Here is an 11,753-nt window from a genome sequence, read left to right as displayed (position 1 = left end):
TTCCATTGATGTTCCTGCAGCAGCTCGTCGCGTCGTCCACGCACATCGTGGCCAAGAGCGTGACGTCCGAACTGCATCCCACCTTCGTCGTTCTGATGCGTGCGCTGTTCTCCTGTCTCCTCTACGGGACGTGGATGATCATCCGCCGGAAGAGTCTGCAACACGTAGACCGTTCGGACTGGCGGATGCTGGTTCTTCTCGGTCTCCTCAACATCCCTCTCAACCAGTTCCTCTTCATCTGGGGTGTCAAGCTCGGTACGGCGCCGAATGCGGCATTGGCCTATGCGGTATCGCCGACCTTCGTGCTGATCATCCTCGCCGTGATGTACAGGGAGCGGCCATCGGGAATGAAGATCGTCGGCATCGTCATCGCCTTCATCGGTACAGCCATCGTCCTGGTCGACAAGGGCGTCCGGTTTGACGAGGATGTCTTCCTCGGTACGGTCATCGTACTCGGTGCCAGCCTTGCATGGGCCTTCTATACCGTCTTCGGACGTAATCTCGCCATCAAGTACGGAGCGATGCACACGACGTCGCTGTCGATGCTCATCGGTACGGCGCTCTACGTTCCGATATGGATACTGTTGCCTGTGTCGTTCGACCCATCGCCGCTCGTCATCCAGGCCGGCGGCCCAACCCCGTTCGAGAACTGGCTCCAGCTCTTCTATCTCGGCGTCGTGACGTCGGGTCTGGGCTTCGGGCTCTGGTACTATGCCCTCACGAAGTACGATGCGGCCAAGGTCTCCGTGTTCAACAACCTCCAGCCCGTGATGACCACGATACTGTCCTTCCTGCTGTTCTCCCAGGTGCCCACACCGCTCTTCGTCATCGGCGGGATGATCGCCCTGGGCGGTGTGATTCTCACGCAACGAGGGTAGCGCCGAATCGTCCGGTATCGTAGTTTGGGACGCCAATCACTACGGATCCCGTCATGCGCATCGAGACCAAGCACTCCTTCGCCCTGATCATCGATATCCAGGAGCGGTTGTTCCCACACATTCACGATCATGACGGTCTGGCCAGACGCTGCGAGATCCTGATCAAGGGCCTCCAGCTTCTGGAAGTACCGATGATGTTCACCGAGCAGTATCCGAAAGGGCTCGGGCCGACCATTCCGTCCATCGCCGGCCTCATGGGTGATATGGTCGCCGCCGAGAAGATGACGTTCTCCTGTTGCGGTTCCGATGCGGTGGAAGGCCAGTTGCTCGGCCTCTCTCCGCACTCCGTCATCGTCTGCGGTATCGAGGCCCACGTCTGCGTGCTGCAGACGGTACTCGACCTGAGGGCGCAAGGACGCAATGCCGTCGTCGTGGCGGACTGCATCTCATCGCGCAAGCCGACGGACAGGGAGGTGGCCATCGAACGGATGCGGAGCGCAGGGGCCATCATCACGACCTATGAAAGCCTGTTGTTCGAACTTTGTGAAGTGGCGGGTACCGATACTTTCAAGGAACTATCGAAACTGGTCAAATGAGCAAGAAGAAGGCCGTCACGAAGCGCATCACGTCGTCGAAGAACGATACCCCATCACCGGATTCCATTTCGTCCGTCCTGACCGAGACGAGAGTATTCCCGCCGTCGCGGGAATTCGCGAAGAAGGCCCACGTAGGCTCCATGGCCGCGCTGAAGCGGTTGCGTGCGGAAGGCGAGCACGATCCCGTGCGATTCTGGGAGCGGCAGGCGCGACGTCTGTCGTGGTTCGCGCCCTGGAAGCAGGGACTGAAGTGGAAGCATCCCCACGCCCAGTGGTTCGTGGGAGGACGCCTCAACGCATCGTACAACTGCCTCGATCGTCATCTCGACACCTGGCGTGGAAACAAGGCCGCCCTGATATGGGAAGGCGAACCGGGTGAAGTGCGTACCTACACGTACCGTCAATTGCATCTCGACGTCAGTCGTTGCGCGAATGTCCTGCGTTCGCTTGGTGTGAAGGCCGGAGACGTCGTGGCCATCTACATGGGCATGGTACCCGAAGCTGTCGTCGCCATGCTTGCCTGTGCCCGCATCGGTGCCACGCACAACGTCGTCTTCGGTGGCTTCTCCGCCGAAGCCCTGCGCGAACGTATCAACGATTCCAATGCCGTCGTCCTCATCACGCAGGACGTCGCCATGCGTCGCGGTGAAGCCGTGCATCTGAAGACCGCTGCAGATGAAGCGCTCAAGGACTGTCCTTCCATCCGCCATATGATCGTCTATCGTCGGTCGGCGGAAACGAAGGGAACGCTGAAGGCCGGCCGCGATCACTGGTGGCACGAGCTGATGGCGCATGCGCCCAACGTATGTCCGCCCGCAAAACTCCCGAGCGAGCATCCGCTCTTCATCCTCTATACCAGCGGTTCGACGGGCAAGCCTAAGGGTATCCTTCATACCACGGCCGGCTATCTCACGCAGGTGGCATATACGTCGGAGCTCGTCTTCGATCTCCATGACGACGACGTCTATTTCTGCACGGCCGACATCGGGTGGGTGACGGGACATTCCTACATCGTCTACGGTATGCTCTCCAACGGCGCTACGGTGCTCATGTACGAAGGCGTGCCGAACCATCCCGGACCCGACAGGTTCTGGGACATGATCGAACGGCACCGTGTGACGATCTTCTATACCGCGCCGACGGCCATCAGGGCCTTCATGAAATGGGGAGAGGTATGGCCGCGGAAGCATGATCTTTCGTCGCTGCGCCTTCTCGGTACGGTGGGAGAGCCGATCAACCCCGAAGCGTGGATTTGGTACCACACTATCATCGGAGGCAAGCGCTGTCCTGTCGTCGATACATGGTGGCAGACGGAAACGGGAGGGATCATGATCGCCCCCGTACCGGGAGCGACGCCGACGAAGCCCGGTACGGCCACATTGCCGTTGCCCGGTATCATGGTCGACGTCGTTCGCAAGGATGGTACCTCGTGCAAGGCCGACGAAGGCGGACTGCTCGTGGTACGACATCCCTGGCCGGGCATGCTGCGGACCATCTATGGCAACGACGAGCGATACAGGATGGCCTACTGGGCCGAATTCCCGAAGACGAGGACGACACCCGGATGGTATTTCACGGGTGACGGTGCGCGCAGGGACAAGGACGGATACGTGTGGATCATCGGCAGGGTCGACGACGTCGTGAACGTCAGCGGCCATCGTCTCGGTACGGCCGAGATCGAAAGTGCGCTCGTCTCGCACAAGGCCGTGGCGGAAGCGGCCGTCGTGGCCAGGCCCGATGCCATCAAGGGCAATGCTCTCGTGGCCTTCGTCACCCTCAAGAGCGGGAACGGAACGGCCGACATCGCCGTGTTGCGGGAAGAGCTGCGGGCCCACGTGGCACGTGAGATCGGTCCGATCGCCAAGCCCGACGATATCCGTTTCACCGAGTCCCTGCCCAAGACCCGCAGCGGCAAGATCATGCGCCGGCTTCTCCGTGAAGTCGTCACCAACAACACCGTCAGCGGTGATACGACGACGCTGGAAGACCTGTCCGTGCTCGAGCATCTCCGCACGGCGGACGACGAATAATCCCGTTCGACGACGGGGACGGAACTGCGAAAACCTGTATTTTCGTGGCCTTCCGGGACGTTCCTGAATCATTCTACCAACGGAGCCCCAATGCGGAAAGCGGTGATCATGGCAGGTGGATTCGGAACACGGTTACGACCGTTGACCATGTCCATTCCCAAGCCGATGGTACCCCTCGCCAACCGTCCGATGATGGGTCATATCGTCGAACTGTTGAAGAAGCACGGCATACGTGACGTGGTGTCGCTCCTGTATTTCCAGCCCGAACATATCACGTCGTACTTCGGCGACGGTTCGCAGGCGGGAATCACGATGCAGTACATGCTGGCCGAAGCCGATTTCGGTACGGCCGGTAGCGTCAAGAACGCCGAATCGTTCCTCGACGATACCTTCGTCATCATCAGTGGCGATGTGCTCACGGACTTCGACTTGTCGAAGGCCGTGGCCTATCACAAGGAGAAGGGGGCCATGGCTACCATTCTCCTGACGAGGGTTCCGCAACCTTTGCAATACGGTATCGTGATGACGGACAGCGAAGGACGCATCACGCGGTTTCTCGAGAAGCCGTCATGGGGTGAGGTGTTCAGCGACACCATCAACACGGGCATCTACATTCTGGAACCGTCGGTACTGGACCTCATTCCCGCGAAAACGGAATTCGACTTCAGCAAGGACCTCTATCCCCTGATGCTGAAGAAGGATCTTCCTCTCTACGGTTACGTCGCCGATGGCTACTGGAAGGACATCGGCAATCTCAACGAATATCAACTCGCACACGCCGACGTGCTGGCCGGACGTGTTCACGTGAACATTCCCGGTGAGCGCTGCGATTCGAGCGTCTGCGGCAACCATCTCGAACTCGCCCCCTCCGCCCATCTCTCCGGGCTCGTGGCTCTGGGCGACAACGTCGTCATCGGTGACGGTGCCCGTCTGACGAACTGCGTCATCGGCGACAACTGTGTCATCGGTGCCGGCTCACGTCTGAGCGATACCGTGCTGTGGGGCGACGTACAGGTCGGTGATTTCGCCGATCTCTCGAATACTGTCGTCTGCAACGACGTCGTCATCGGCTCCCATGCCATCATCCTCGACAACGTCTTCATCGCGGAGGAATGCGTGATCGGCGATCATGCGAAGCTTCTCGCGAACGTGAAGCTCTGGCCGCGCAAGACGGTGGAGTCCCATGCGGTGCTCACGCGCAGCCTGGTGCAGGAAGAGCGATGGGCACGCGACCTGTTCGCCGATGCACGGATATCCGGAATCTCGAACATCGACATGAATCCGGAATTCGGAGCCAAGCTCGGAGCGGCCATCGGAACGGCCGTAGGGGCTCATACCACCGTGCTGGCGAGCCGCGACGAAGACAAGATATCCCGCATCATGAAGCGTGCAATCACGGCCGGCCTCATGAGCGTGGGAGTGAACATCCACGATCTCCAGACGACATCGATTCCGCAGTCGAGACAGGAGCTGCTCACGGGCAAGTACGTGGCAGGATTCCATGTGCGCCGCTCGCCGAGCCATCCCGACAAGACCGACGTCATCCTGTTCGGCCGCGACGGCCGCGACATTCCGTTGTCGGGAACGAAGTCGATCGAACGCTACTTCTTCGGCGAGGACATCCGGCGTGTGAACTACGAGCACGTGGGACGTCTCAACTTCCCGGAACGGTCGGTAGGGATGTACATCGACCGTTTCATCGCGACGGTCGACGCGGATCTCATCCGCAACAGACAGTACAAGCTGCTCGTCGACTATTCCTTCGGTCTCACGTCGACGGTCTTTCCCCAGATCCTCGGCGAGCTCAAGTGCCACGTGCTCTCGATGAACAACTACGTGGACGCTTCGCACTTCGCAGATCCGCTCACGGCCGTCCTCGACGAGTCGGCGACGATCATGCGTTCGCTCGGATACGAGATCGGGTTCAAGCTCGATCCGGGTGGCGAGAAGATCGCCCTCGTGGACGAGCGGGGGATATGGTATACGGCATTGCGATTGCTCTCGATCGTCACCAAGCTCTTCCTCGATACGCATCGGGATATGGAGCCCTACGTCATCGCCGTTCCCGTCCAGGCCACGCAGGAAATCGAAATGATCGCCCGCGACTACGACGTCGAGGTGCGACGTATCCGCAACTCCCATTCATCGATGATGGATGCCACCAAGGACGAAGCCGTGAAGTTCGTCGGCGGTACGCGGGGAGGCTTTATCTTCCCGGAGTTCCTCGTCGCATCGGACGGCATGTTCACGGCATGCCGGATTCTCGAAATGATCGCACGGACCGGACATCAATTGTCGGAACTGGACCGTACGCTCCCCAAGCGGCATCAGGCTTCGGTGGCCATCTATTGTCCATGGGAAGCCAAGGGTACCGTCATGCGTCGGGCCATGGAACATTCGGAAGGCAAGGAGCGGCTTCTGGTGGACGGCGTATGCGTCGTCGAAGGCCAGCACACCGTCCTGCTCGTTCCGGACAAGGAAGAATCGACATTCTGGGTGACGGCGGAAGCCGATACGGCCGACGAGGCCGTCGCATTACGCACCGAGTATGCAGCACTCGTGGAACAATGGAAATCTAACAACTGACATGGATATTAAAATTTCCGACATTCTCGACGCTTCGGCCGTCTGCCTCGACCTCGACGTCAAGGACAAGACCGAAGCGCTCGTACGCCTGATCGACGTGCTGGCCACGGGTGGCAAGGTACGCGACGTGCAGGAACTCAAGCGTGTCATCCTGGAACGCGAGAAACTGATGTCCACGGGAATCGGCAACGGCGTGGCATTGCCGCACGGCAAGACGTCCGTCGTCGATACGTCGCTCGCCGCACTGGCGACGTTACGTACGCCGATCGACTTCGATTCGCTGGACGACAAGCCGGTGTCCATCATCCTGTTGCTCGTCGGTACCGAGGGTAACGTAGGGATGCATCTGCGGCTCCTGAGCAGGATATCGCGCATGGTCGGTTCGGAGAGCTTCCGTTCGTCGCTGCTCGGGGCCAAGTCAGTCAACGACGTCCTCGAGCTGTTCGCCAGCTATGAAGAGGAGCGTGCCTGATATGGTCCAGACAGTGCGTGGCATGAGAGATATCTTCGGTCCCGAAATGGCTGCCTGGCATCTGGCCGAACGCGTCTTCAGGGATTGCTCACAGGCCTATGGTTACGAGGAATTCCGGACACCCGTGCTTGAGCACACCGAGCTGTTCGCACGGGGAATCGGGGCCGACACGGACATCGTGGGCAAGGAAATGTATACGTTCGAGGATCGCAGTGGCGATTCCCTGACGATGCGTCCGGAGATGACGGCGTCGGTCGTACGTGCGGCCATCGAACATTCGCTGCTCCGTCACTCGCCCGTTACGCGGCTGTGGTATGCGGCGCCCATCTTCCGTCATGAACGCCCGCAGAAGGGCCGTTACCGTCAGTTCCACCAATACGGTGCCGAATGTCTCGGATCACCGTATCCCGAGAGCGACGTCGAAATCATTCTCCTCGCACACGACGTCATCAAGGCCATCGGTATCACGCAGTGGCGTCTCGAGATCAATACGCTCGGCACGGCCGAATCGCGTGCCGCCTATCGCGCCGCCCTCGTGGACTACTTCGAACGACATGTGGAACGACTGTCGGACGACAGCCGGCGGCGCCTGCAGACGAATCCGCTGCGTATTCTCGATTCCAAGGAAGAAGCGGACAAGGAGATCGTCGCTCATGCTCCACGCCTTCACGATCATCTCGACGAGGCGAGCAGGGTGCACTTCGCAGCCGTACGGTCCATGCTCGATGCGGCCCAGGTGGACTACGTCGTCAATCCCGTCATGGTACGCGGTCTCGACTATTACTGCCACACCGTCTTCGAATTCGTGACCGATGCTCTCGGCACGCAGAACGCCATCGGCGGCGGCGGCCGCTACGACCCGCTCTTCGCCATGCTCGGTGGGGGAGACGTACCTGCCGTCGGCTTCTCGCTCGGCGTCGAGCGTATCCTGCTTCTGCTGGAACAGGAGAACGGTGGCTGGCCTGCAGGCGATGCGACGGATGCCTACATCTGCGCCATCGGCGACGCTGCTCGGCTCCCCGTACAATTGATCGCCACACGACTGCGTCGAAAGGGCATGGCCGTCACTACCGACGTCCTGCGCCGTTCCATCAAGGCGCAGATGAAAGACGCGAATCGTGCGGATGCCGTATGGACGATCACCATCGGAGACGACGAACTTGCCAACGGCACATGCGTCATCAAGCACATGGCAACGGGAGAACAGCAGACCGTTCCGCAGCAGACCATCGAAGAACATCTTCGGCGGTGATATGGAACCTGCATCGACATGAAGGACACTTCCTCATCGCCGTCGGGAGCGGATCGCGTACGCATCGGCCGCGCCAACGTCACCAAGTGGCAGATCAAGGTTCTGCTCACGGTCTTCGGCTTCGCCATCATGGCCGCCGTACTGCTCTATACCAAGCTGATCGTGGACGAGCTCGTGGCCAACGAGCGGCGGACCGTGGAGCTGTACGCGAACCTGCTCGCCAGGTCCTATAATGCCAACAGCGACGAAGACCTGCTGTTCTATACGGACCTGACCTATTCGAGTATCCATTTCCCGGTCATCCTGACCGACAAGAAGGAACGTCCGGTCTATCCGTTCGCGCAGTTCATGCTCAACGTCGATCTCGATTCGACGATGTCCATCGAACAGCAGCGTGCGTGGCTGATCGACTACATCCAGTCGATGAAGCAGGAGTATCAGCCCTTCATCATCAAGGACCCCAACGGTAAGGTCCTCCAGAAGATATTCTACACGAACTCCGGCATCGTACGGCGTCTGCAGTACATGCCCTACGTGGAGATCATGATCGTATCGGCCTTCATCATGATCGGCTATGTGGCGTTCAGCACGATCCGCAGGAACGAGGAATCGAACATCTGGGTCGGCATGGCCAAGGAGGCGGCCCATCAGCTCGGAACGCCGCTGTCGAGTCTGTTGGCATGGCTCGAGATCCTGCGCATGAACAAGGAGGATCATGGACTCGTGGTGCAGACGGCCGAGGAAATGCAGCGTGACGTGGAGCGGCTCAACGTCATCGCCAACAGGTTCTCGAAGATCGGCTCCCAACCGCATCTGCAGATGACGCGCCTGGCCGACGTCATCGAGAACGTCTGTCGCTATTTCGAGACACGGTTGCCGAATCTGGGACGCAAGGTCGTATTGCATCGCGATCTCGATCCCGCCATCATGTGCAACGTGAATGCCGACCTCTTCGAGTGGGTCATCGAGAACCTCATCAAGAATGCCGTGGAAGCCATCGAACGTCAGGACGGTCGCATCGACATCGTCCTGCGCCCGCGGTCGCGCGGTGGTGCATTGCTGACGGTGACGGACAACGGCAAGGGGATGACGACCCAGGTGCGCTCGAAGATATTCCAGCCCGGTTATACGACGAAGCGTCGCGGCTGGGGACTCGGACTTAGTTTGTCACGCCGTATCGTCGAGGAATATCACGGCGGAAAGATCGTCGTCAAGGAATCGGCGCCAGGCGCTGGTACGACGTTTGCAATAGACCTCCCATGAAACCTGCCGCCACTTCGCATATCGACTGGCTCATCCTGCTGCCGATCGCAGGCCTGCTGATGTTCAGCGTGGCCTTCGTCTACAGCGCCAGTTCCTCCTTTTCGGCCGTCAAGTTCGGTTCGTCGGAACAGCTCTTCTGGAATCATGCGCTGCGTGTCCTCATCGGCCTCGCCCTCATGATCGGCGTCGCCAAGCTGGACTATCACGCATGGCAGAACATGTCGATGACGATCGTCATCATCGCCATCGGCTTCCTCGTCATGGTCCTGCTGATGGGAACGGAGATCAAGGGCGCATCACGATGGGTGCGTCTCGGGCCACTGAACTTCCAGCCGTCGGAGCTCGCCAAGTATGCGCTCGTCCTGCATACGGCCGCCGTTCTGTCGGCCAACAGGGTCTTCATCAAGGACTGGCGCAAGAGTCTCGTACCAGTTCTCGTATGGGCAGTACCTATCTGCGCATTGATCGCACTGCAGCCGAATCTGTCCACGGCGAGCGTCGTCTTCACCATCGTCCTCGTCCTCATGTTCCTCGCCGACGTCGACATGAAGCATCTCGGAGTCATCGTCCTTGCCGGTCTCGTCATCGGTGGCGCCTATGCGGTATCGGCCGAGTACCGGATGCGCCGTCTGCTGGCCTTCGTGGACAGCGATCGCGTGGACGAGGCCGTCAAGTATCAGCTCGACCAGGCGTTGATCGCCTTCGGCAATGGGGGCATCACGGGTGTGGGGCCGGGGCAGTCGCGCCAGCGCGACTGGTTCCTTCCGGAATCGTACGGCGACTTCATCTTCTCCATCGTGGGAGAGGAGTACGGCTTCCTCGGGATCGCGTTGCTTGTCGGCGCCTTCGTCCTGATCATGTGGCGCGGATATGCCGTGGCGCGCAAGGCGCCGGATTCGTTCGGACGTCTGCTCGCGGCCGGGATCACGACGACGCTCGCCATCTACGCCTTCGTCAATGCGGGTGTGACATGCGGAATCCTGCCCACGACCGGGCTCCCCATGCCCTTCATCAGCTACGGTGGATCGAGCGTGTTCTTCAGTGCCATCGCCGTCGGCGTCCTCCTGAACATCTCGTCACAGGCCGGGGTCTACAGAAGACAGCGCGCCGTTGCGGAGGGATGACGGGAACATCGTGCGGGTCAGCACTGTCCAGTCCACCTTTTTTCGTATACTCGGCCCGTTATGAAGACAGCCATCAGAAAGCTTTACTATTCCATCACCGAGGTCAGCAAGATCGTCGGTGAGGAACAGCACGTGCTTCGATACTGGGAGCGGGAATTCTCCCAGTTGCGGCCGCAGAAGAACAGGGCGGGGAACCGTGTGTACACGCACCGGGACCTGGCCGTGTTGCGGCTCATCAAGCGTCTTCTGCGTCAGGAACGGTATACCGTGGCGGGAGCCAAGGAATACCTCAAGCAGAACAGCGTGCTGGAGGAGCTTGAGAATGATGTCGAGTTGATCGGCACGACGATGGAAGAAGAGGGGCCGGTCGACGCCGTCGACGTCGCACCGCCGGTCACGCCGGAGGATCAGTCGAGGGAAGAAGCCTTGCGTATAGCACAGGATCTGACGATGATCGCCGCCGACCTGCGTGCGAGGGTTGCCGCAGCTTCCTGATCGAGTCGTTACGTTTCGCAAATCCGTTCATCTACAAGGGTTCGATGTATGATGCGTACCGTACGCACCTGTGCAGGCCTGGCAGCAGCGATCGCGCTGATCGCCACCACGGCCTGGGCACAGCAGCGTTCATACACAATGAAGATCGTCGGCAAGCATGCCGATGAGGTCCTCGGCGTGTTCGTGAACGATGCGAATACGAAATTCGCCACCTGCAGTCTCGACGAGACCATCAAGCTCTGGAGCCTGCCCGATGGCAAGGAGCTCATGACGCTCAAGGGTCATGCCGGTCAGGTGAATAACCTGTCGTTTTCCGGAGACGACAAGTGGCTGGCCAGTGGCAGCAGCGACCGTACCGTCCGCATCTGGAATGCGGAAACGGGCAAGCAGGAGAAGATCCTGCGCGGTCATACTGCCGAAGTCGCCGGTGTCTACTTCAGCCAGGACGGCAACAGCGACATGGTGGCCAGCACGTCGTTCGACAAGACGGTGAAGCTGTGGGACGTGAAGCTCGGCGTGGAAGCCAAGACCCTGCGTGGTCATACGCTCCAGACCAACAACGTGGCCTATTCGTACGACAGCAAGTGGATCGCTTCCTGCAGCGACGACCGCACGATCAAGATCTGGTCGACGGATCTCGCGAAGAAGGATCCCGTGATGACCCTGACGGGACACAACGCACCGGTCCTCACGGTGCTCTACAGCTTCGATTCGAAGTATCTTGCATCGTCCGATCAGGACGGCGTGATCAAGATCTGGGCCATGCCTTCGGGCGAGCTGCTCCGCAGCATCAATGCACATACCGATCTCGTCCAGGACCTTTCGTTCGCCGAGGACAACCGCACACTCATTTCGGCGAGTCTCGACAAGACCGTCAAGATGTGGGACATCATCACTGGGCAGAACCTCATGACGTTCAACACCGGTGTCGAGATCTGGTCGATCGACTGTACCAGCAATGCCGGTATCATCCTGCTCGGCTGTGCCGACGGATCGGTGCGCATGCTCACGGAAACGGGTTCCGAACGTGGTCGTAACGACAAGGGAGGACGATAAC

The 11,753-nt window shown here is 59.7% G+C and carries 10 protein-coding genes; all 10 read left to right on the top strand.

Annotated features, from left to right (window positions below; all coding sequences use genetic code 11):
- Window positions 1-8: 8 nt before the first annotated feature.
- The 10 genes from BGO89_06035 (at window position 9) to BGO89_05990 (ending at window position 11,752) form a co-directional block, all read left to right on the top strand.
- Window positions 9-878, top strand: a complete 870-nt coding sequence (locus tag BGO89_06035; GenBank protein ID OJX57957.1) for a hypothetical protein — start codon at window positions 9-11, stop codon at window positions 876-878.
- A gap of 53 nt (window positions 879-931) precedes the next feature.
- Window positions 932-1,474: a hydrolase gene (locus BGO89_06030; GenBank protein OJX57956.1), complete on the top strand. Its 543-nt coding sequence runs from the start codon at window positions 932-934 to the stop codon at window positions 1,472-1,474.
- Window positions 1,471-3,504: an acetate--CoA ligase gene (locus tag BGO89_06025; GenBank protein ID OJX57955.1), complete on the top strand. Its 2,034-nt coding sequence runs from the start codon at window positions 1,471-1,473 to the stop codon at window positions 3,502-3,504. The genes BGO89_06030 and BGO89_06025 overlap by 4 nt, the downstream gene beginning before the upstream one ends.
- 90 nt (window positions 3,505-3,594) lie before the next feature.
- Entirely contained in the window at window positions 3,595-6,090 is a 2,496-nt protein-coding gene (locus BGO89_06020; GenBank protein OJX57954.1) for a hypothetical protein, read from the top strand.
- Window positions 6,091-6,097: 7 nt separating this feature from the next.
- The gene (locus BGO89_06015) at window positions 6,098-6,562 is read left to right on the top strand and encodes a hypothetical protein (GenBank protein OJX57993.1); all 465 of its coding nucleotides are present in this window, start codon (window positions 6,098-6,100) and stop codon (window positions 6,560-6,562) included.
- A gap of 1 nt (window position 6,563) precedes the next feature.
- A complete protein-coding gene (locus BGO89_06010) occupies window positions 6,564-7,814 on the top strand; it encodes a histidine--tRNA ligase (GenBank protein ID OJX57953.1) in 1,251 nt (416 codons plus the stop codon).
- 18 nt (window positions 7,815-7,832) lie between these two features.
- Window positions 7,833-9,077 carry a hypothetical protein gene (locus BGO89_06005; GenBank protein ID OJX57952.1) on the top strand — a complete coding sequence of 415 codons (1,245 nt, stop codon included), beginning with the start codon at window positions 7,833-7,835 and terminating at the stop codon, window positions 9,075-9,077.
- Window positions 9,074-10,201 (top strand): cell division protein FtsW, encoded by a 1,128-nt coding sequence (locus BGO89_06000; protein ID OJX57951.1) that lies wholly within the window; start codon window positions 9,074-9,076, stop codon window positions 10,199-10,201. The genes BGO89_06005 and BGO89_06000 overlap by 4 nt, the downstream gene beginning before the upstream one ends.
- Window positions 10,202-10,261: 60 nt before the next feature.
- The gene (locus tag BGO89_05995) at window positions 10,262-10,696 is read left to right on the top strand and encodes a hypothetical protein (protein OJX57950.1); all 435 of its coding nucleotides are present in this window, start codon (window positions 10,262-10,264) and stop codon (window positions 10,694-10,696) included.
- Between the two features lie 48 nt (window positions 10,697-10,744).
- Window positions 10,745-11,752, top strand: coding sequence for a hypothetical protein (locus BGO89_05990; GenBank protein ID OJX57949.1), 1,008 nt, complete (start codon window positions 10,745-10,747; stop codon window positions 11,750-11,752).
- The last annotated feature ends 1 nt before the right edge of the window (window position 11,753 follow it).

This window comes from Candidatus Kapaibacterium thiocyanatum, assembly GCA_001899175.1.
Lineage (GTDB): Bacteria > Bacteroidota > Ignavibacteria > Kapaibacteriales > Kapaibacteriaceae > Kapaibacterium > Kapaibacterium thiocyanatum.
The sequence above is the reverse complement of the archived record's forward strand: the minus strand, read 5'-3'. Positions and strand labels throughout refer to the sequence as shown.